Below are 20,962 nucleotides of genomic sequence, written 5' to 3'. Positions count from 1 at the left end.
AGGTGGTGAAAATATGGCAATTCAAGAAATTGCACTGGATATAGATCTATCTATAGGTGTTTTTCAAGATACGATAGTTGAGGATCAAAAGTTAAAATTAAGAGAACTGGGTCTTGATGCGGACGGGAATTCAATCTATCCTGCTACTGGATATTGGGAGTCCACCGCGATTCGAATTCAGGATAAGATCGCATCATTTAAAGGTGTGGCTGCAAAGGTAGATGTTACGGGGGGCGCAGCATACAAGATTTACTGGAGTACGTCTGAAGACGGCTTTGAGTGGCTGGAGTATGAGGAAGTCTCAGCTAATAGCGCTGTGTCCAAATCGCCTGCAAAGTATGCAAAGGTGAAAATTGAGATTTTTACTGAAAAGAAATATTCGAACTTTTACATAGACGATTTTAATCAGAAGGATAAATACAGTAATCCTTTTATTGAAAGTGATTCGGGTTCACTAGGCTTAAAGAAACTATATCAATTGAACATGGAACGAGCCTTGGATACTCCAACAGGGATGGTGCTAAGTCAGAAGGTTGAACAAGCGAAATTTAAAAAAGTAGATCGAATTAGAGTGAGTAGGGGGTGATTTTATGGCCGTTCCAGCGACAATAGGAGTATTGAGATCAAATATAAGTGATATGGAGATTGGCGACTATATTGCATGGAGATATGATTCTTCTGGAGAGCAATTTATAGATGGCACTCTAGGAATAAACGAAATACCTGTAAATGGGTTGGTTGGTACTACAAGTTTGAACAACTACTACTGGTTCGCTATTAAAGTAGATAAAGGCCTTTTAATCTCTGATCGCATTAGACATCATACTGTCACTTGGGATTCAATGAATGCAAGTAAGATTATTGAAGGATTGCCTAAAACCTTTGGTGGCGTATCAGGTGTTGTACGCAGTATAAGTGGTGGGGTAGGATATGCAGACGCAAATGGAAATTTAGTGATGACGGATCGAGGATTGGGAGCATTCCCCAATAATAATGAATATGACAAATATATTATGAAGTCCAATTTGGGTGGCAAGGCTACACCTAATGATGATAATGTTTGGCATCACCATAACGTGTTTTGTTGGGCAAAGGAAACGCCTGTTCTTGGTTCATGGACTACGAACAAAGGGACAACCTTAACGGCGAATTCAACAAGCAGAATAGTGCGAGGGTTTGAGAAACGAGATGACAATAGAGGTGTTGCTTTTACAGGAACCGCAGCATCTCAGAATTATATTGGTTTTCGTCCAGTATTTGAATATAGGGAGGTGTAATATGTGGCTACAGTAGGAGAACAATTAAAAGAACCAGAGGTAGGATGGAGACGATATGATGATACACATGCTGGTTTAAAGTATACAGGAAGTTGGTACAAAGTAAATGGCACTAATAACTACAATGGAAGTATCAATGTAACAACTAGAGCGACAGACAACAATTATGTGGATTTTTCTTTTTATGGAACTAAAGTTAGAATCATCTCTGATCTTGCTCAAGATAGACATACGGATAATTCGATTGCTGTAGATGGTATAACGGAATCATTTAATACAAATAAAACAGGGACTGGTGTATCAAATGCAATCGTTTATGAAAAAACGAACTTACCTCTTGGATTTCACACAGTTAGAATTACGGTAGGGCATAATCGTACTAACTTCGTCATGGATGCGGTTGATGTTGATGATACAGGTTATTTGAGTGGGTACGCTTTAACAGCTCCAGAAACAGGATGGAGACGATATGATGATTCTGAATCAATCATTGGGTATACCGGATTTACTCAAAGAAACATTACAGTTACAGGTGCTTATGGAGGGAAATCATCATATAATGCAAATGGATCTGATGTGGGAGAAGTGGTTTTCACTTTTGTAGGAACTAAGATAAGGATTATCTCTTCAACCACCTCCACAGTTAGAGCAGAGAGCATATCTATCTCCATTGATGGTAATATTGAGAAGTTTACAGCGAGGACTAGCACATCTCAAACGCAAACGCTTGTATATGAAAAGCAAAATCTAACTTACGGTACGCATACTGTGAAGATTTTCGACTTTCAGGGTGTCTTGATTGGAACTACCGCCGCCGCTTTCGGTCTTGATGCAATCGATATTGATTCTGATGGACGTTTAGTAGGGACAATCGGTAATCAATTGACAGCACCAGATGAAGGATGGAAGAGATATGATGATAGTGTATCTTCAATTAAATGCATTGGAAGCTTTACTAACGGGGTTGGCGCTGGTGCTTATAATGGGTACTCTAATTACACTTCAACGATAGGTGACAAAATTGTGTTCGATTTCGAGGGAACAAAACTAAGATTAATTGGAGCACGATATACCAATCGAAGTGATCTAATTGAGGTTTACGTTGATGGGAAATTGCATGGGACTCATTCACAACTAGGGTCAGAACTTGCACAAGTACTTCTAGTTGAAATAGTAGGATTACCGAAAGCAAAACATCGAATAGAAATGGTGAATAAATCAACTTCGTCAACAAATAAATTTATGGCTCTTGATGCTATAGACACTGATTCTGATGGTCGATTGTTTCATCCAGACGAAGTAACAAGTGTTACTGAACTTGAGATAGGAAAGCGTATCAGATGTAACTATGTTGTAACTACTTCTGGTGCATTTGGAGTTTTTAAGAATATAGGTGAAGAGACTGATCCTCTAATTCCAACAAACGCTACTTTACCTGCTGTTCAAAAGGGTGATTTCTACTTTATTATGGCAGATGATTATAACGGAAAGAAGATTTTAATCGCAGATAGAAATATTCAAAATACCATATCGTGGGATACTTTGAATAGTAATGGTTTAGTTTTTGGTGTTCCGTTAGACATGAATCGTGAAGGCTACAGTTTCACCTTTCGATTACTCACTGGCGGCATAAACACTTCAGATAAAGATAATGAGTGGGATAAATACATTGTAAACTCTACCTTAAATGGTTCGCTAATAGCAGGAAATAATCGTGACTGGAATTGGAGTACAACGGAATTTAGTTGGGCATCAACAACTATCGCCACAACCTCTGCTAATAGAGTTCGTAGGGGGAGTACTTCGGTAGGTGGTTATGGATCAGTTGGATCTTCTATTGCAAATACAACACATGCCTACAGACCATTAGTAGAACTAAAAACATTGCCAATGGATAGATCGTTCATTAATCACGAAGGATCGTATAAAAAATATGTGCCTAAAGTTTTTATCGAATCCAATGATAACGCGATTCCAGTAATGACTTCTAACACTACTCCAACAGGTATAGCGAGTGCAAGTAGCATTAACAGTGCAAGCTTTGATGCATACCAAGCATTCAATGGAATACAGGATGAACGATATGGATGGGCTTCTTTAACACCTGTAAGTTGGTTGCAATATCAATTCCCAGCTAAAAAGATTATCTACAAGTATTCTCTTGCTATGAGGACTAATGGCTCCTATTATGCTACTGGTGAGCCACCGAAATCATGGACATTTGAAGGCAGTAATGATGGTGTTAATTGGGTAATTCTGGACACCCAAACAAACAATACGACATTATCCAGAGGGTCGATAGAAGAGTATAGAATCAATAACTCAGATGCATTTACATATTATAGAGTAAACGTGAGCGCCAATCAGGGGAATGCAACAATAACAGTAATTGCAGAGTTGAAAATGTTTGAGAAAACACTGAAAGGCGAAGTAGTTGGATGGAATACAATATCAGCAACTTTACCATCAGAAGACACTTTTATTAATGACGGAATGAATGATCTGTCTGTTTTAGATAGAAAAAATAAAGATTTCGTTCAGACTATGACTTCCAATGGATCGTTAGGATCAGGTGAGTTATTTAAAGGGAGTATTGATCTGAAGAAGTATTTTGAAATAACAAGTATAAGTGTGAAGTAGAGTATAAATACTCTACTTCTTTTAATGATTTTGCTTATTAAGGAGATGATTTAATTGCCAAAAATTATAACTACATTGAACACCAATGATATGGGCGCAGGTAACGTTTTGACAAATGGTAATTTAACAGTCACTAATACTCAGACAACAAGTATACGTGCAACACATGGAAAAACATCTGGAAAATGGTACTGGGAAGTTAAGTTTGATGTTGGCAATAATAACTATATGCTAGGTGTTTCAAATAAATTATACTCTATTGATTCATTAGCGCCAAACAACGCGAATTGGAGAGCATATTATGGAGCTAATGGATATAAATTTCCTGAATATGTAACATATGGATTGTTATCTGTAGCTGGTGATGTGATAGGTTTAGCTCTCGATCTTGACAATGGTACACTGGCTTTTTACAAAAATGGTGTCATCATGGGAATATCGCATACTAACCTAAAACAATTAGGTGAAGTGTTTGCAACTTTCAGCTCGTATATCACTAATACCAAAACACTGACATTTAATTTCGGTGCTTTACCATTCCTTTATGCTATTCCGAGTGGGTTCCAACCTTATAATGGCTTAGATGTAAGTAAAATTTTACTTTCATCTGGTGAAAGAACCTATTCGTTAACACCACTAAGTTATTCAACAGAAACATCTATACCAAAAATGACTAGTAATACTGTACCTAGTGGTAGAGCTTTTACAAGCAGTAGAAATAGTACGTCTTCTGATGCATGGAAGGCGTTCGATTCGGTATTGCCTTCTAGTGAATACGTCAGCGGGGCCGGAATTATCGGGCATTTAGGGTACGAATTTGTTAACCCTATTCAAATCGGGAAATATGCCATAAATATATCTGGGACTTTGAGTGCGATGCCCAAAGATTGGACTTTTGAAGGATCTAATGATGGTGAGAATTGGGTTGTTGTAGATAAACAATTAAATCAAACGGGAAAAGAATATCTAGAATATAAGGAATATACTATCGATGTGAATAATATCAATTACTATAAAATGTATCGCCTAAATTGGACAGCCAATAATGGATATACAGACGTTAGAATTATAGAGTTCAAAATGTTTGAAGCGATGTCCATACCTCAATTAATAGTCCTTTCTAACCAATCTGAACAAGCATTTATTCATCATGGTATGGAGTCACCGATCAATATTAATCATCTTAGAGAGGTGAAATCCATTGGATCAATTTCTAAAATTCACGAATCAGGCAAAACCTTTGAACACACAGTTGATATGTATAAACGCCGAGTAGATAAAATTACACTTGGTTAAATTCACGAGGAACACATCTATATGATGTGTTCTATTTTATTTTGAAAGGGGAAATATGGATGGGATACAATTCAACTGACAATGCAATCCCAATAATGACAAGTAATACAGCTCCATCGGGTGTAGCAAGTGCTAGTAGTGAGTATAGCTCTTCTAATAACTCAAGTGGAACTCATGCCTATAGAGCATTAAATAGAAACACAACAACCTATTGGGCAACAACCACCAATTTAGGGTGGCTTTCTTATGAGTTCACTACTAATATTTTGATTGGGAAATATTCATTAACCTCTTCTTCTGTAGGAGTAACTGCAATGCCTAAAGATTGGACATTTGAGGGTAGCAATGATGGTTTAACTTGGGCAGTATTAGATACACGAACCAACGTTACAGACTGGGTATCTTACGTAGCAAAAGAGTTTACAATTGCTATTCCCGTAAATTATAAAGTTTATCGAATAAATATCACTTCGACTAATGGTTATGCACGAATATGTGTGAGTATGTTTGAGATGTTTGAATATTTTTATGATCATAAATTTTTGATTTCATCGGGAGATGAGACTTGTTCAATTATCAACTTAGAAGATAGCCTCTCTGTGGCAACGCCTAAAATGACTACAAATACTATTCCTTCAGGAGAAGCAATATCTGGTGGAGAATTTACAGGGTACTCTCCTTTTTATGCTTTTAATCAGATTAATGATGTTCGAGGTTGGATATCTCCAAACGATAATTCAGGATCAGGCTGGGTGGGATATAAATTCCCTGTTCCAATTATCATATCTAAGTATTCCATTCGAAACTCAAGTAGTGGGGCATCGATGAATGGATATGAACCTAGGAACTGGACATTTGAAGGCAGTAATGATGGTGTTAATTGGAGAGTACTTCATCGAGTGGAAAACCAAACGGTATCGAACACTTGGACAAAATACTCTATGCAAGTAGATTTTGACTCAAATAATGAAGATGCTTATTTATACTATAGAATTAATTGTTATGGAGGAGGATCGTCCAACGCATCTAATCAGGCGACAAACTATGTGTGCATAAATGAAATATATATGTACGAAAGAATCATTGGAAAAGTGATCGTATTATCTGAAGAGGAGAATTTTATCAATCGAGGTATGATTAAAGGTCAATCGATTGACCTTAACGTTAAATTCGAAATCAAAGAGTTCATTGAACATGAATATGAACAACTGGATTCAGGAAAAGCATTCAAGCAAAAAATAGATAGAGATGTCCATAAAGTACACAAAATTAGATTAGGTTAAAACAGAATGCTCTTAAATAGTGTGTTCTATTTATTTTGATTTGAAAGGAGATGTTTGATTTATGGAAGTAATCCCAGTTACATTAAACCCGAACGATATGGGTTCAGGGTTCACGTTATCTAATGGAGATCTAACCATAGTCACCTCAACTGATTATCGTGCTATTCGTGCTACACACGGCAAGACAACTGGAAAATGGTATTGGGAAGTTAAATATGATGCTGGAGTAAAAAACGTCCATATTGGAGTATCCAACAAATCATTCTCTTTAACAGGGAATATTGCTGCAGATAGCTCAATGTGGAGAACTTATTATGGTAACAGCGGGAATAAATATCCGGAAAATACAGCATACAGTACAGTATGGGATGTCGGGACAGTTGTGGGTGTTGCACTTGATCTTGACAATGGAACATTAGAGTTTATTAAGAATGGAGTTAGTATTGGTGTTAGTCACAGTAATGTTAAGGAGTTAGGAGAAGTTTATCCCACTTTAGGATCATTTAGTTCGAGTAGTAAAACTATAACAATCAATTTTGGTGCGACTCCTTTTATATATAGTGTTCCTAGTGGATATAAAGCATACAACCTGGTGTACTCTTATAAGTTCTTGATTTCATCAGAGGACAAATACTACAGCTTGGTAGATAGGCTACGAGATAATGCTATCCCTGCCATGACTTCAAACAACTCTCCATCAGGCATAGTCGAAGCAAGTTCTACATACACCACATTCTATCCGTGGAAAGCATTTGATCGAGTTGTTGATCCAAATGGTTGGGTTACAAATATCAGTGTACTAACAGGATGGTTGAGTTATGAATTCGACTCCCCTAAAATCATTGCCGCTTATTCTGTTCAAGCAGGAACTACGCCAGTAGGAAGATCACCTAAGACTTGGGCTTTCGAAGGATGGACAGGATCAGATTGGATAGTGTTAGACAGAAGAGACAATCAGCCAGTATTCAATGGATCGGAGCAAAGATTCTATACATTTGAGAATAAAGATTTTTATAAAAAATACAGGATCAATGTAACCGCAAATCAGGGAGCAGGAGACTTTTTAGCTATTGGTGATTTAGGTATGTATGAACGCGAAAAATTTTACTTGAATTTCGAAAACAAAGAGATTGATTTCATTAGAAATGGAATGAGCCATGGGGAGACTATTAACATAGATGATGAATTTTCTGATAGAAGATTCTCAGTGAATACTAGTACACAAATAGGATCAGGCAAAGTCTTCAAGCAAAAAATTGATACAACCAAAGTACAAATTAAGAAAGCATCGATCACATAAGTATGTGAAATGATTGTTTGATTTATATTTAGAAAGGAGTGGTGCGAGAATGGCAACAATAGGACAGTCATTGATAGCTCCAGAAGAGAGTTGGAAAAGGTACGATGATACGAGCGATATTTTCAAGTATTCTAGTGGATTCGTTTCCTCTCCAAATGCTGTATATTACAACGGAACTTCTAGACTTTCATCGTCAATAAATTCAACCGTAGAGTTCCAATTTGAAGGTACTAAAATTAGATTAATTGGTAACAGTCATAATATGGGATCATCTAATATCTCTATTATGATTGATGGAGTTACTGAAATTTACAGCCAGTATAACCAAAAATCGGTCCTCCAGCAAGTATTGTTATACGAAAAAACATTAAGCAGAGGTATTCACACAGTTAAAATAACAACAAATGACGCTTATTACGTTCTTTTTGATGCAATAGACATTTATGATAAGAAATACTATAATACACTTTTTCATTTTAGTGGTTCATATTACTATTATTCAAATTCATGGAACAAGCTATCTAACAATACACCAACTGAGCAAGATTACATTGACTATGGTATGGACGACATCTCAACTATACCAGAATCAGCATGGTCGCAACTTCAAGGTGAAGTGGAACTGTGTTACTACACAGACGACTCAACCAAAACAGAAGCCTCCTTTAACATCGAAACCGAACCTTTTACTCTCGAAGAGGAGTGGGCAGACAAGGATATTGAAGTGCTTTATTACACAGACGACACCAATGCAACAGAATCGGTGGTAACAATCGAAACGGAACCCTTCACCCTAGCCGAAGAATGGGAAGACAAAGAGATCAAAATCATCGAATACACCGATGACCCGAATCAAACCGAATCAACGATTACAATTGAAACTGAACCTTTTACCATCTATGACGAATTGGGTGATAGTGTGGATGTTCTATACTACACAGACGATCTCTCTAAAACGTCAGCTGAACTAAATATCATGGCTAACTACTCCCCATTGGATGAACTTGAGGGAGATTTTGACGTGGTTACGTGGACGAATGATGAAGAGGTTATTGCCGGTAATCGGGACATGATGCTAACGTATGACGCACTACCGTTTGAACAGTTAATTGTGCAACCAACAGACATAGCGTTATATGGAGACGTGAAAAAGGTTGTAGCTATGAAAGTAACGGAGAACATTCCGGAAGGTATATTAAGAATGGCTGCTTCGTTCGATTCGGGGCTCACATGGAAGACATACCGTTTCAACAAATGGTTCGATATGGATATCAAGGATACAACCTTATTCAAAAGAAAAGGAATGAATCTGGACACGCTCAACGCGATTCCTGAAAAGGATCTAATCGGTTTAACAAGAATCGCCTATTACTTCGATAGCAGCAAGCATTATGAAAACAGCTATTTGCTTGATGAAGTGAAGATGGTCGTTGATGCACCGCGACATGCAGTGGAGTTTAGAGATATGTCACTGCAACTGTTAAACACCACAGCCACAATTGACCTGACCTTCTCTGGTAACAAACTTACAGGTCTGCTGGATGATGCAGATCAAGGCAAGGTTAAGTACCGCGTGTTGTTGAACGGTAAAACGTATTATCCGGCGGATGGCAATTTTACACGACTAGCAACTTCTCCATTCAATATCGAACTCAATATCGACGAGAGAAATGTACATTTTGGCGTAGAGAATACGCTGAAGGTTGAATTTCAGGATTATTGGGGTGCCGTAGACTCCTGGGAAACCAAGTTTATCGGATCATATTCAGGATTAATGTTTATGGATGAGTCTGGAGACTTTCTGTCAGATACCTTTGGCGGAATTTTGAAACAACTCGATTATGGGGTGATTATTGCCGGACAGACGACGTTAACGAAGAAAGTCAGAATCAAAAACTTGCTTGGATACGCTGTGGATCATGTATACCTGGAGATGGATAAAAAATTCGAAACGGATGGGGTTGATGTCCAATTATCCAGACAGGCCGATCCGTTTCTTCCGATCGATTATCTGACCTATGGCCTGATCCAACCGGAGGATAGCATCGATTTTTATATTCGCATCGCAACGGATATTCATGCCAAGCCGAACCCAAATGGTAATTTTGAAATGAAGGTCACAGCAGACCGTGTATAGCTCTCAATACAATGAGACAGGAAGTGAGTGGAATTAATAACGAGGAGACTCTATTAGATAGTGTTATACATATTAAAAGTCCGGAAAATCGTTTTGCAGCAAAGTATATCCTATACAATCAAGTCGATGAAGAACTGTCTTCGACCCTAATAGCTGCTACAAGAAAAGTAAGCGAGGTTGTCTCTACTGTATCCGTACGTGTCAGACGTTCACAGGAATTAACCAATTCACTATATGTGATGTACAAGTCGCAAGGAGATCTGAACGCAACCATTCAAGCGGCATCCAAAGTTGATCTTGAAGGCATGCTATACGTTCGGCCACATAACCGTGCGCACGGCAAATACGAATTATTGGAAGCACCTCGTGTGACTGTTGACCTAAAGCCTGTTGCTGATGCAACCACACGAAGTCAAACTCACCTGCAGACAATCAACTTTGGTGATACACAGCGCATGATGATCGGCAGCGACGAGATGGAACAATTCGAATCATTCATACACTTCGGTGATTTGGATACCAGAATACCTGATCTGTTATATTTGGAAAAAGCTAAATTGAGGTTGTATTATACAGGAACCCTGGCACCTGGAGCACATATTGAGCTGCATCAGCCGGATACATTGTGGCGGGAGTACGGAATTACGTATGCAAACAGACCTCATTCCATTCAGCTCTTATCGTCCAGTTATGTTATTAATACGACTGAACGTTATGTTGAGTTTGATATGATGGCTTTACTTCACATGTGGAGAGAAGGCATGCTTTCGAATGTTGGAATGATTATTCAGTCTAGAGGTAACACGCCGATATATTTCAACACTCGCGAGTCTTCCAAACCACCTGTTTTGCAAATTAAATATATCACTTCTCAGATCTATTCCATCGGTCGAACCGAAATCAGAAGTGAAATTTTTATTTATGGTGCAGGTCGCAAAGATATAGCTTCATCGTTAGTTGTAAACAGTGATATTGGGCTGGATTGGCTCAAATCTCAGTTGTACATCCACCGCTATGAGGATCACATGCATCATGATATACCTCAAGTCATCGCGGTCAGCCGTCCGGAACTGGATGCAGACCTGACTATAGCTAAACGTATAGATGCAGAACTGGATTCGAACATTTCTATTGTTGAAAGTAGAACAGAAGAGAAGGAAACATGGATTGCTGTTTCTAAACCCGAGCTTCATTCGCAATTCATTACTGCTATACGAACAACTAAGGATACAGACGGTAATCTTGCGGTTAGAACAGGTCTGGACGACGCAAAAATTGTAGAAATCGCAGTTTCTCATCCTGACTTACCTTCAGTTATTACAGTAGATAGACAAATGTCTCTGGTCAGCACGTTAACGATATCACAGTTGTTCGATGATGGACGGGATACGAGTTTAATTGTATCCATACCTGATCTACATGCTTCATTGGATGTCTCCAATTATACAAAAGCAACTTCAACGTTGGGGGCTTTGCTAACGGTCATGTACGACGGTGATTCGACTGTCATTTCGGAGATTAAGGTTAATAAACCTGATCTGAATAGTGTTCTTCAAGTCAGAGCATTAGATCATGATGAGAGGGCAGCGAGTCTTGAGATTCCTTATTTGGAAGAACAGCCTGGGCAATTATATATCTCCAGACCTGATGTACTTTCGAGCATTGAGGTCAAGTATATGGATGTAATGGATGGCCACATTAGTATCAAAGAAAGAGAATACTTGGATGGTTATCTTCAGGTGCGAGAGTGGAAGGATATGCAGTCTACGGTAGATGTGAGACAGATTGTGGATATGGCTACTGAAATGACAATTTCCAAGCCTGATCTGGCCGCTTATGTCCTACCTAGAGTTATTGCGAATGAGGAGTTAGGTTCGATCACAAGTATCCGTAAACGGGATGCCAGTGATTTAGTGACCACAGTGATTGTGAAGAGTCCAGGGAATCAAGCGTATTTTTACATTTTATAAATGAGTTAACTATCAAAGAGGGCATTGGCCCTCTTTTTTTTTGCGTTTAGGATCATGTCCAACTCTAAGCATCTGTACTTTATTATGTAACAGTCCTCTTCTCGTTATGATACAATGTGTTTATCACATATTAAGGAATGAAGACCATGCGTCAAGAGGACAGTGTATTTGAACAAATTATGAAGCAGAAGAGATTGAGGACGATCAAGTCTGGAACTGATAATCTTCAAGTAGAGCCAATACATAAAAAGAAACTAGCTCAGGAGCAATTAAATGCATTGGATATTAAGTTCAAAAATTCGGTAGCTGAATCAGTAGACCGCAGTGTACTTCATAGACGTGTACTGGGAATTAGAAGAGAGTTAACGGAGATAAGGAAATTAAAGAATGATGAGCATACGTTTTAAGGTAGGTCCACTTTGACCAGTTAAATTAACTCGTCTTCTTAACTCGAGAAGCTGATTAGATGTTATCAAACACTCCGAGATAAACTTTTAGACACTTAAAAATGATTATTATGAGAGCTGCCTCATTTCCGAGGTGGCTTTTTTTATATTTTAAAGAAAACATACTTTTACATCTAAGTCTGCGAGAAGAATTACCAACAAAATATTCGAAAGATAAGTACCTACATTTTCTCAAACACGGCAGGTGTCCACACGACAATCCCGAATGAGGCATACAATTATCGTGACCTGTGGAAGAGGAGGTGGATCGGGAAATTATGGTGACGATGGAGCCCATTGTAGTTGGAGAGCATGTATTGGTTGGGGTAGAAGTCAAGCTGCCCAAAACAACGTTGTTGACGATTAATACATCCAAAGGATATATCATGTGTGGAGCACTCGATGTGGGATTACTTAATGAGAAGCTCGGGGATCGCAAAATTATTGCGGCTCGGGCGGTTGGTGTGCGTACACTGGAGCAGTTATTGCATGCACCTATGGAGTCGGTGACAACAGAGGCCGAGGCCATGGGCATTACGGTTGGCATGACGGGTGTAGAGGCTTTGTTGAAAATGATTTAATCACTAACAAAAGGGCTACCCATAAGGGAAGCCCTTCTTTAGCATCGTAATATTGGCCTGGCACATCGTAGGCACCAACGCTATACACGACACTCTCTTCTTGAATACTCTTATTAAGTTAAGCTTCTTCCTTTGCGAACAAAGCAGCCAAATTTTCCTTGAAAGGTGCGCGAACAACGCCTTTTTCCGTGATGATAGCTGTTACATATTCGTTAGGCGTTACGTCAAATGCTGGATTGAATACTTTAACACCTTGCGGTGCGGTACGTTTGCCAAATCCTTCAGTGACTTCTTCCGCTGCTCGTTCCTCAATCGGAATAAGATCTCCGGATGGAGTAGACAAGTCGATCGTCGACAATGGGCTGGCTACATAGAACGGAATGTTGTGAGCCTTGGCAAGAACGGCCACACTGTAGGTTCCGATTTTGTTAGCTACGTCACCGTTCGCTGCAACCCGGTCTGTTCCGACGATAACGGCTTGAATCCAACCTTTGGACATCACCATGCCTGCCATATTATCACAGAGCAACGTAACGTCAATACCGGCTTGCTGAAGCTCAAATGCAGTCAGTCGTGCACCCTGAAGTACAGGACGAGTCTCGTCTGCAAATACTTTCAAATGGATACCGCGTTCCTGTGCGAGATACATTGGAGCGGTTGCCGTACCGTATTTCGCTGTAGCCAGTCCGCCTGCATTACAGTGAGTGAGCACACCCATACCATCCTCGAACAAAGGTAGGGCATTCTCGCCGATCATGCGGCATACTTCTTCATCTTCCTTCTGGATCAACAGAGCTTCAACTTCAAGGGCATCATTGCCCTCTTCCAGGCTCAAGCCGGATTCAACGACCACATTTGCTCTTTGCATCATGCGATCCAGCGCCCAGAACAGGTTCACTGCTGTTGGACGGGAAGTCGCCAGATGAGCACAGATGGATTTTACATGATCCAGCCAGCCTTGAATGGTTGTTCCATCGTATGATTTGGCACCTAATACAACACCAAATGCAGCAGCAATACCTATCGCTGGAGCACCGCGTACTTTCATGGAGTGGATCGATTCCCATACTTCCTCGGGTGTATAGAGTTTCAGCATAAGAATGGTTTCGGGCAATAGACGCTGGTCAAGCATTTCAAGTTTGTCCTTTTTCCAGATCAGAGAGGACAGAGGCTGATATTCAGGGGTTGTCATGGGTGGTTCCTCCGTTCCTTGTGTTAAGCCTTAGTCGTAGTAACCGCTGTAGATACAATATCCAGTACTTCACCGATGGTATTCAAACGGCGATTGTTTTTGATTAACGCTTTACCAATGGCCAATGATTTACGCTGAGCACGTTCACGTTCAGTTGCATTCGGAATGGTATCTATATCCGCCACGTGAGCGAGTCCCACGATACGACGAACCATTTTGGCACCTGCGAAGCCGATCGAATCTCTGAACAATTGCTGCACATACAGCTCCTGGTACCCAGGCGTTTTTGCCATCGGATCCACCAGGTCGTTAGCCCAGAGGGCACGGAAACGGGATTCGAATTCAGTCCATACATCACGAACCATATTCAGCAAAAGCGTTTCACGCTCACGTAAAGCAGTCTCATCCTGAATCCATCCTGGCAGGGATGCGTAATTTAAGAGCAGGTTTGCAAGGACTGCACCGACATCGAATCCCATGGGGCCGTAAAATGCAAATTCGGGATCGATGACTTTGGTCGATTCAGGTGTAACAAAAATACTGCCTGTATGCAGATCTCCATGAAGCAATGCCTGTCCATGTGTCAGGAATTTTTCCCGCAGCAGGGCCACTTCAAGGTGGAGCTCCCCATCCGTGCGAAGGGCGTCAGCTTCATCTTCAATGGAAGCATCATAATTATTTTTTTCAGCGATCCGGTAGGGTTCATCAAAGATCAGATCTTCCGTTATTTTGCATTGGTCCGGGTTAATGAATCTGCCCTGTTGTTCCTTCTTCAATTGCTGATCCATACCCAAGTCGGATGTGAAGAACAGCGTTCTCGCCATGAATTCCCCAATATGCTGTGCAAAAAGAGGATAGGAAACACCTTCAATCAGACCCTTGCGCATGATCACATGATCACTCAGATCTTCCATAACGGTTAATGCGAGGTCATCATCGTAATGATACACTTCCGGTACCATCCCTGGACACAGACGGTACTCTTCTTGAAGAATCTCACGTTCAATTCGGGCACGTACAAGAGAGAGTGGCCATGATTCTCCAACCACTTTCGCATAAGGAAGCGCCTGTTTGATAATGATACTTTTATCGGAGTTCTGATCCGTGATGTGGAATACCAAATTCAGATTGCCGTCGCCGATCTCGTGACAATCCAGATTTGCATCTGCCGCAAATGGACCCGGTAATGTTTTGGCCAGTTCAATTGCATCCTGGGGGGTTAAAGGGCGATATTGGGACAAAGGTGCCACCTCCATATATATGAAGAAACAGGAAAACCCACTTCTTTGCTTGGTATATGTCAGTATATCGGAAATAGCGCGGTTTTTGAACTTTTTTTTGAGATAACCCAAGTTAATTCTGATTCGAACTTCCTGTTCAAGGGTAAAAACAAATAGGCCGGACAGTTGTGAGAAACGCTGATCATGAGCCTCTCCGCTACCAAGCGGTGACACATTATTAACTCTCTGTTATGCATTGCGGGACAACCTGCTTATCACGGCATGACAGGCTAATTTTAAATAAAAGGATGGGATTAATATGGCTACAAAAAACAAAACAGATCAAGCGAAATCGGTGGAACAAGTACTTAATCGTCAGGTAGCCAACCTGAACGTATTGTATGTCAAAATTCATAACTATCACTGGTACGTTAAAGGACCTAACTTCTTCACATTGCATGTGAAATTCGAAGAGTTCTACAACGAAGTTACCGTGCAAATGGATGAAATTGCGGAGCGTATTCTTACGCTCAAAGGTAGCCCGGCGGCTACAATGAAAGAGTATCTGGAGCTTTCCTCTATCCAGGAGGCAGCTGGTGGCGAAGACGCGAAGACAATGGTGCAAAACCTGATCGAGGACTTTGCTACACTTTCGAACGAATATCAGGAAGGTATTGAAGTTGCAGAAGCAGCCGAAGATCAACCGACATCCGATATGCTGACAGGCTTCAAGGCTGACCTTGAGAAACACATGTGGATGCTTCGCTCTTTCCTGGGTTAATACAAGCAAGATTTAATCTAATACAAGTATGATTCTTTCGTAAGCTTTCTGATCCCCGATCATGTTGTCAGAAACGCCCTGAGCGTCTATACTGCTGACAAGAACGATGGGGGAGGAACAGCTTATGTTAGAACCAACGATACCGGCTTTAAAAGAATGGGCCTCAGCAATCAAAGCACTGGAAACGGGTCGCCAAATTATGGTGATGCGCAAAGGTGGGATTGTAGAGGAAACCCGACATTTTGAGCTGAAAAGTCCGGCGTTTTACCTGTATCCGACTTATGAACATCAGCGTAAAGAACTGATTAAGTCCTCGGATCAATCCTTTGTTGAAGAATCATTGGCCGAATGGGTGCCCGAAGCTTCGACAATCCGCATTACTGCTTATGCCGAAGTAACGCAGGATCTGGAGATACGAGATCAGGAGATGCTGGATCGACTTCTTGACTTTCATATGTGGACAGCGGATTTTGCCGAAGACCGTTTGAAATGGAAACGGAAAGATCCGCTCCATGTATTGATTTTACGTGTGTACCTTTTGAAAGAACCGATGGAAATCCCCGTATTGCCTGAATATAATGGCTGTCGCTCATGGATTTCTATTCCGAATGGTCCGGTGCCGCGCGAAATGACGCCAGTGGTGGACGTTGCGGATTTTGACGAACAGGTACAGAAGATTAACGAGATGCTCAAATTGTAATATTATTAATGAAGGGGCTTGTCCATAATATGGATAAGTCCTTTTTTGGATTAGTGTGCAGCAGATATGATGAAAGCTTGATTTTCTGTGATTTTTCTCACTGTCCATCTCGGCAGAAGATGTTTTCTCATTTGATTCAATCTGGTATTTATTATAGAATCAGAAAGAATAATGTTTCCTTCAAGGAATATACACTCTTAGGAAATAGCTTGATTATCATTGAGAATCAGTTTAGAATTATTCTAAAGTGTTCTTGCTTTGAAGATTCGAGTACAAGAGAAATTCAGGGGAAGCCCTGTTCAGATATAATAGGCGCTTTTTCGTTTTCGACAGCAAACATCAATTTAATCAATGGAGGGAAACAATACACATGGCTACGAATTTCGTCATTGAAGGTCTGAAAGCGACGATCGAAGGTAAGGAAATCCTGAAAGGCATCAACCTGGAAATGAAAGGTGGAGAAATCCACGCAATCATGGGTCCGAACGGAACAGGTAAATCAACTTTGGCTTCTGCATTGATGGGCCATCCGAAATATGAAGTAACTGACGGTACAATTACACTTGATGGTGAAGATGTATTGGATATGGCAGTAGATGAGCGTGCACGTGCAGGTCTCTTCCTGGCTATGCAATATCCAAGTGAGATTGCTGGTGTTACTAACTCCGACTTCTTGCGTAGTGCAATTAACGCACGTCGTGGCGAAGGTAACGAGATCTCCCTGATCAAGTTCATTCGTCAAATGGAAGGTAAAATGAAAGAACTCGACATGAACCCTGAGTTCGCTCACCGTTACCTGAATGAAGGTTTCTCCGGTGGTGAGAAAAAACGTAACGAGATTCTGCAGATGATGCTGCTTGATCCGAAAATCGTAGTACTTGATGAAATTGACTCCGGTCTGGACATCGATGCTCTGAAAATCGTGGCAAACGGCGTAAATGCAATGAAGAGCGAAGATCGTGGTTTCTTGATCATCACTCACTATCAACGCCTGCTTAACTACATTACTCCTGACTATGTACACGTTATGATGCAAGGTCGTATCGTGAAATCCGGCGGACCTGAACTGGCACACCGTCTGGAAGCTGAAGGATATGACTGGGTTAAGGAAGAGCTGGGAATTACAGACGAAACTGTAGGTCAAGAAGCGTAAAGACAAAACGGAGGAGGATTAATTAATGACTACACAAACAATTCTTCCGGTTGAATCTGAAGCGCTTCGCGCCTTGTCGGAAAGCAACAATGAACCCGGCTGGTTGACCGAACAGCGACTCGAAGCTTTGAAGCTTGCGAGTGGGCTTGCGCTTCCTAAACTGGAAAAACAAAAAATCGAACGCTGGAATGTCAGCGAGTACGGAACATATAAAGCAAGTGAAGCTATTTCTTCTTTGACAGAAGTACCTGCTTCTATCAAAGATCTGGTTCAGGATCAAGCTGAAGGCAGTCTGGTTATCCAGCGCAATTCCGGTGCGGTATATTCTAAAGTGTCTGCTGAACTGGCGGCAAAAGGAGTTATCTTCACGGATCTGGCTACTGCGGTTCGCGAACACAGTGATTTGGTAAAACCATATCTGAACACAGCAGTGAAAGCAGATGAGCATTCCCTTGCTGCACTTCATGCGGCACTTTGGAACGGCGGGGTGTTCCTGTATGTTCCGAAGAATGTTGAAATTGAAGTACCACTGCAAGCAGTGCTGCTTACGGATGATGCATCTGCAACGTTTGCACCTCACGTACTCGTGGTTGCAGAAGCAAACAGCTCAGTAACTTATGTGGATAACTATGTATCCGGCGAACTGTCCGCACCTGTATTCCATAATGGTGTTGTGGAAGTATTCGCAAAATCTGGTGCTAAAGTACGCTATGCATCGGTTCATCAACTGAGTGTGAATGTAACTGATGTTTCATTCCGTCGTGCAGTCTTGGAGAATGATGCTTCGATCGAGTGGATCGTTGGTGAAATGAACAATGGCGATACAGCAAGTAACACGATGACTGTGCTTAAAGGCAATGGATCAAGTTCCGACTCCAAAGTTATCGCTGTAGGTTCCGGTTCCCAGAAAATTAACTACACCACAGAAGCTCGTCACTTCGGCAAGAATACGCCAAGTCAGATGATTACACGTGCAGTTATGCGTGAAGAAGCTTCTGCAATCATCAACGGCATCACGAAGATTGAGAAAGGCGCTACCAAAGCTGATGGACAGCAGACAGAGAAAGTATTGATGCTGAGCCCTAAAGCACGTGGAGACGCTAACCCAATCCTTCTGATTGATGAGGATGATGTAACAGCAGGTCACGCGGCTTCTGTTGGTCAAGTCAATGCCGAGCAGATTCATTACTTGATGTCGCGCGGAATTAACCGTACGGATGCCGAACGCCTGATCATCTATGGCTTCCTGGCTCCGGTGGTGGCGGATATTCCTCTGGAAGCACTGCGTACCCAATTGCAGTCCCTGATTGAGAAGAAGCTGGGACAATGAACCCGTCCATTCGCGAGCAGTTCCCGATCCTCCACCAGGAAATCAACGGACACCCGCTCGTATATTTAGATAGTGCTGCAACTTCACAAAAGCCTCGTGCTGTGATTGAAGCGGTCAAACATTATTATGAGTATGAGAACTCCAACGTGCATCGTGGTGTTCATACCCTTGGAAGCCGTGCAACGGACGCTTACGAAGGCGCACGTGAGAAGGTAGCCAAGTTTATCAATGCACGTAGTACGCAGGAGATTATCTTTACCCGCGGGACAACGACAGCCCTGAATCTGGTGGCTTCATCATACGCCCGCGCCAATTGCAAAGAAGGCGATGAAATTGTTATCACGCAAATGGAGCACCATAGTAATCTGATTCCTTGGCAGCAGGTTGCCAAGGAGACAGGTGCAACATTGAAATACATCCCGCTTCAGCCTGACGGTCATATTGAACTGGCAGATGTCGAGAAGACGATTACGAACAATACTAAAATTGTAGCAATCGCTTATGTATCCAATGTTATGGGTCTGATTCATCCTGTGAAACAAATTGCTGAAATTGCACACCGCAATGGTGCTGTCATCGTTGTTGATGGCGCACAAAGCACACCTCATATGAAGGTGGACGTGCAGGATCTGGACTGTGATTTCTATGCATTATCCGGTCATAAAATGTGCGGACCAACCGGAATCGGTGCACTCTACGGCAAAAAGGCGCTGCTGGAGTCCATGGAGCCTATTGAGTTCGGCGGTGAAATGATCGATGATGTGGGTCTATACGATTCCAACTGGAAAGAGCTTCCCTGGAAGTTCGAAGGTGGAACCCCGATTATCGCAGGTGCGGTAGGATTGGGAGCTGCCATTGATTTCCTGGAACAGATTGGTATGGATGAGATTGCACATCATGAGAGTGTGTTGGCAGCTTATGCAACAGAACGTCTGGCCGAGATCGATGGGTTAACCATCTATGGCCCAGCGAAGCGGCATGTGGGTGTTGTTACCTTTAATCTGGGGGATGTTCATCCGCATGATGTGGCAACCGTACTGGATGCGAGTGGCGTAGCCATTCGTGCCGGACACCATTGCTGTCAACCGCTAATGCGCTGGCTTGAAGTTAGCTCAACAGCTCGTGCCAGCTTCTATCTATACAATAACGAACAAGATGTAGATCGGCTTGTCAGCGCCTTAATCCAGACAAAGGAGTACTTTGGCGATGCAACTTGATGATCTGTACAGACGTGTTATAATGGACCACTACAAAAACCCGCGTAACCGCGGAACATTTGATAATGACGCTGTCACGGTGAATTTGAACAATCCAACGTGCGGCGACCGGATTTCACTGCAAATTTTGCTGAAAGACGGAATCGTTCAGGAAGCCAAATATACGGGTGAAGGCTGCTCCATCAGCATGTCCTCTGCATCAATGATGACGGAGGCCGTCAAAGGCAAAACGATGGAACAGGCACTCGATATCGCTAACCGTTTTTCCTCACTGATGAAAGGTGAAGAAGTCGATTTCGACGATTATGAAGATCTCGAAGCCCTATCCGGTGTGAACAAGTTCCCTGCACGCATCAAATGTGCCACTCTGGCCTGGAATGCATTACGCAAAGGGATTGACGAAGAGAACAAAGTACAATAACGATAGGGAGGTAGAGCA

General features: G+C 41.5%; 18 protein-coding genes. 16 read left to right on the top strand and 2 right to left on the bottom strand.

Annotated features, from left to right (window positions below; genetic code table 11):
* Positions 1-13: 13 nt before the first annotated feature.
* The 10 genes from ACX9NY_RS14230 to ACX9NY_RS14185 all read left to right on the top strand — a co-directional run bounded on the left by ACX9NY_RS14230 (position 14) and on the right by ACX9NY_RS14185 (position 12,930).
* A complete protein-coding gene (locus ACX9NY_RS14230) occupies positions 14-586 on the top strand; it encodes a hypothetical protein (protein WP_472478990.1) in 573 nt (190 codons plus the stop codon).
* Between the two features lie 4 nt (positions 587-590).
* Positions 591-1,277, top strand: a complete 687-nt coding sequence (locus ACX9NY_RS14225; protein WP_472478988.1) for a hypothetical protein — start codon at positions 591-593, stop codon at positions 1,275-1,277.
* Positions 1,278-1,280: 3 nt separating this feature from the next.
* Positions 1,281-3,917 (top strand): discoidin domain-containing protein, encoded by a 2,637-nt coding sequence (locus tag ACX9NY_RS14220; protein WP_472478986.1) that lies wholly within the window; start codon positions 1,281-1,283, stop codon positions 3,915-3,917.
* 54 nt (positions 3,918-3,971) lie between these two features.
* The gene (locus ACX9NY_RS14215; RefSeq protein WP_472478984.1) at positions 3,972-5,213 is read left to right on the top strand and encodes an SPRY domain-containing protein; all 1,242 of its coding nucleotides are present in this window, start codon (positions 3,972-3,974) and stop codon (positions 5,211-5,213) included.
* A gap of 59 nt (positions 5,214-5,272) precedes the next feature.
* Positions 5,273-6,496 (top strand): discoidin domain-containing protein, encoded by a 1,224-nt coding sequence (locus ACX9NY_RS14210; protein ID WP_472478982.1) that lies wholly within the window; start codon positions 5,273-5,275, stop codon positions 6,494-6,496.
* Positions 6,497-6,557: 61 nt separating this feature from the next.
* Positions 6,558-7,796: an SPRY domain-containing protein gene (locus tag ACX9NY_RS14205; protein ID WP_472478980.1), complete on the top strand. Its 1,239-nt coding sequence runs from the start codon at positions 6,558-6,560 to the stop codon at positions 7,794-7,796.
* Between the two features lie 49 nt (positions 7,797-7,845).
* Positions 7,846-9,933 (top strand): hypothetical protein, encoded by a 2,088-nt coding sequence (locus ACX9NY_RS14200; protein WP_472478978.1) that lies wholly within the window; start codon positions 7,846-7,848, stop codon positions 9,931-9,933.
* A gap of 23 nt (positions 9,934-9,956) precedes the next feature.
* On the top strand, positions 9,957-11,903 hold the full coding sequence (locus ACX9NY_RS14195) for a CBM96 family carbohydrate-binding protein (RefSeq protein ID WP_472478976.1): 1,947 nt from the start codon (positions 9,957-9,959) through the stop codon (positions 11,901-11,903).
* Between the two features lie 146 nt (positions 11,904-12,049).
* Positions 12,050-12,310, top strand: a complete 261-nt coding sequence (locus ACX9NY_RS14190; protein WP_339260091.1) for a hypothetical protein — start codon at positions 12,050-12,052, stop codon at positions 12,308-12,310.
* A gap of 317 nt (positions 12,311-12,627) precedes the next feature.
* On the top strand, positions 12,628-12,930 hold the full coding sequence (locus ACX9NY_RS14185; protein WP_017689545.1) for a YunC family protein: 303 nt from the start codon (positions 12,628-12,630) through the stop codon (positions 12,928-12,930).
* Positions 12,931-13,048: 118 nt separating this feature from the next.
* Here the strand turns inward: ACX9NY_RS14185 and mtnA are convergent, their stop codons facing one another.
* Both mtnA and mtnK read right to left on the bottom strand, forming a co-directional pair.
* Positions 13,049-14,122, bottom strand: coding sequence for an S-methyl-5-thioribose-1-phosphate isomerase (mtnA, locus tag ACX9NY_RS14180; RefSeq protein ID WP_339240946.1), 1,074 nt, complete (start codon positions 14,120-14,122; stop codon positions 13,049-13,051).
* 23 nt (positions 14,123-14,145) lie between these two features.
* Positions 14,146-15,363 carry an S-methyl-5-thioribose kinase gene (mtnK, locus tag ACX9NY_RS14175; protein ID WP_472478973.1) on the bottom strand — a complete coding sequence of 406 codons (1,218 nt, stop codon included), beginning with the start codon at positions 15,361-15,363 and terminating at the stop codon, positions 14,146-14,148.
* Between the two features lie 298 nt (positions 15,364-15,661).
* Here mtnK and ACX9NY_RS14170 point away from each other — a divergent pair, with 298 nt between their 5' ends.
* From ACX9NY_RS14170 to sufU, 6 genes are all read left to right on the top strand, one after another.
* On the top strand, positions 15,662-16,123 hold the full coding sequence (locus tag ACX9NY_RS14170) for a Dps family protein (protein ID WP_095359041.1): 462 nt from the start codon (positions 15,662-15,664) through the stop codon (positions 16,121-16,123).
* 124 nt (positions 16,124-16,247) lie between these two features.
* Complete coding sequence (locus tag ACX9NY_RS14165) at positions 16,248-16,823, top strand: DUF1802 family protein (protein WP_339240951.1); 576 nt, start codon at positions 16,248-16,250, stop codon at positions 16,821-16,823.
* Between the two features lie 370 nt (positions 16,824-17,193).
* Positions 17,194-17,976, top strand: coding sequence for a Fe-S cluster assembly ATPase SufC (gene sufC / locus ACX9NY_RS14160; RefSeq protein WP_062833524.1), 783 nt, complete (start codon positions 17,194-17,196; stop codon positions 17,974-17,976).
* A gap of 25 nt (positions 17,977-18,001) precedes the next feature.
* Positions 18,002-19,306 carry a Fe-S cluster assembly protein SufD gene (sufD, locus tag ACX9NY_RS14155; protein ID WP_339260096.1) on the top strand — a complete coding sequence of 435 codons (1,305 nt, stop codon included), beginning with the start codon at positions 18,002-18,004 and terminating at the stop codon, positions 19,304-19,306.
* Positions 19,303-20,523: a cysteine desulfurase gene (locus ACX9NY_RS14150; protein ID WP_472478970.1), complete on the top strand. Its 1,221-nt coding sequence runs from the start codon at positions 19,303-19,305 to the stop codon at positions 20,521-20,523. Before sufD ends, ACX9NY_RS14150 begins: the two co-directional genes overlap by 4 nt.
* A complete protein-coding gene (gene sufU / locus ACX9NY_RS14145; protein WP_017689537.1) occupies positions 20,513-20,944 on the top strand; it encodes a Fe-S cluster assembly sulfur transfer protein SufU in 432 nt (143 codons plus the stop codon). The genes ACX9NY_RS14150 and sufU overlap by 11 nt, the downstream gene beginning before the upstream one ends.
* Positions 20,945-20,962: the final 18 nt, after the last annotated feature.

The organism is Paenibacillus sp. CB74 (assembly GCF_055687625.1).
Note: the sequence above shows the minus strand (reverse complement) of the source record. Positions and strands in the feature narration are given on the sequence as shown.

What these genes read in the sequence shown, in the direction of transcription:
- ACX9NY_RS14230 (WP_472478990.1), top strand. Translation starts at nt 14, where the DNA reads ATGGCAATTCAAGAAATTGCACTGGATATAGATCTATCTATAGGTGTT.
- ACX9NY_RS14225 (WP_472478988.1), top strand. Translation starts at nt 591, where the DNA reads ATGGCCGTTCCAGCGACAATAGGAGTATTGAGATCAAATATAAGTGAT.
- ACX9NY_RS14210 (WP_472478982.1), top strand. Translation starts at nt 5,273, where the DNA reads ATGGGATACAATTCAACTGACAATGCAATCCCAATAATGACAAGTAAT.
- ACX9NY_RS14205 (WP_472478980.1), top strand. Translation starts at nt 6,558, where the DNA reads ATGGAAGTAATCCCAGTTACATTAAACCCGAACGATATGGGTTCAGGG.
- ACX9NY_RS14200 (WP_472478978.1), top strand. Translation starts at nt 7,846, where the DNA reads ATGGCAACAATAGGACAGTCATTGATAGCTCCAGAAGAGAGTTGGAAA.
- ACX9NY_RS14190 (WP_339260091.1), top strand. Translation starts at nt 12,050, where the DNA reads ATGCGTCAAGAGGACAGTGTATTTGAACAAATTATGAAGCAGAAGAGA.
- ACX9NY_RS14185 (WP_017689545.1), top strand. Translation starts at nt 12,628, where the DNA reads ATGGTGACGATGGAGCCCATTGTAGTTGGAGAGCATGTATTGGTTGGG.
- mtnA (WP_339240946.1), bottom strand. Translation starts at nt 14,122, where the DNA reads ATGACAACCCCTGAATATCAGCCTCTGTCCTCTCTGATCTGGAAAAAG.
- ACX9NY_RS14170 (WP_095359041.1), top strand. Translation starts at nt 15,662, where the DNA reads ATGGCTACAAAAAACAAAACAGATCAAGCGAAATCGGTGGAACAAGTA.
- ACX9NY_RS14165 (WP_339240951.1), top strand. Translation starts at nt 16,248, where the DNA reads ATGTTAGAACCAACGATACCGGCTTTAAAAGAATGGGCCTCAGCAATC.
- sufC (WP_062833524.1), top strand. Translation starts at nt 17,194, where the DNA reads ATGGCTACGAATTTCGTCATTGAAGGTCTGAAAGCGACGATCGAAGGT.
- sufD (WP_339260096.1), top strand. Translation starts at nt 18,002, where the DNA reads ATGACTACACAAACAATTCTTCCGGTTGAATCTGAAGCGCTTCGCGCC.
- ACX9NY_RS14150 (WP_472478970.1), top strand. Translation starts at nt 19,303, where the DNA reads ATGAACCCGTCCATTCGCGAGCAGTTCCCGATCCTCCACCAGGAAATC.
- sufU (WP_017689537.1), top strand. Translation starts at nt 20,513, where the DNA reads ATGCAACTTGATGATCTGTACAGACGTGTTATAATGGACCACTACAAA.